The organism is Rhodococcus sp. P4_F3_2 (genome assembly GCF_056401335.1).
This window is the reverse complement of record NZ_JBFUJN010000248.1, coordinates 1-405: the sequence shown is the minus strand read 5'-3', so window position 1 is coordinate 405 and position 405 is coordinate 1. Positions and strand designations below refer to the sequence as shown.

General features: G+C 33.9%; 1 protein-coding gene. It reads left to right on the top strand.

Going from position 1 to position 405, the window contains the following annotated elements:
* Positions 1–223: 223 nt before the first annotated feature.
* Positions 224–405, top strand: a 182-nt coding sequence (locus AC1DWA_RS33600) for a hypothetical protein (RefSeq protein WP_477917854.1), incomplete at its 3' end; no start/stop codon positions are given.

Sequence of the window (405 nt, the reverse complement as noted above, 5' to 3'; positions counted from 1 at the left end):
AGGAAAGAAGTCCAGCTAACTAGTAATTGAACGCAGTGAATAATATGCAGACAATAGGGCTTCATGAAAATAAGTGAATAACAGGCGAGCTGTTTTATACGTGAGAAATACGACGTATAAAACAGCTCTTTTTTATTTTTSGAATAATGATTCTCCATTATATTATGAGAAATTTAGGATAAGCTACCAGTAGTAAATTTTCTGAAGAGAAGGAGTGATTACCATGAATAAGTCAGACTCAATTTCTGTTTTTCAATTGATCCTTCTTTCAATGACGTTTATTGGCTTAAAAACTCATGTGATGCTCATATCTCCATTAATTAAAACGGCAGGACGAGATGCTTGGATTACCGTTCTTCTTACTTGTCTTTTAACGCTCATATGGGTTCCTTTACTCGTATATGT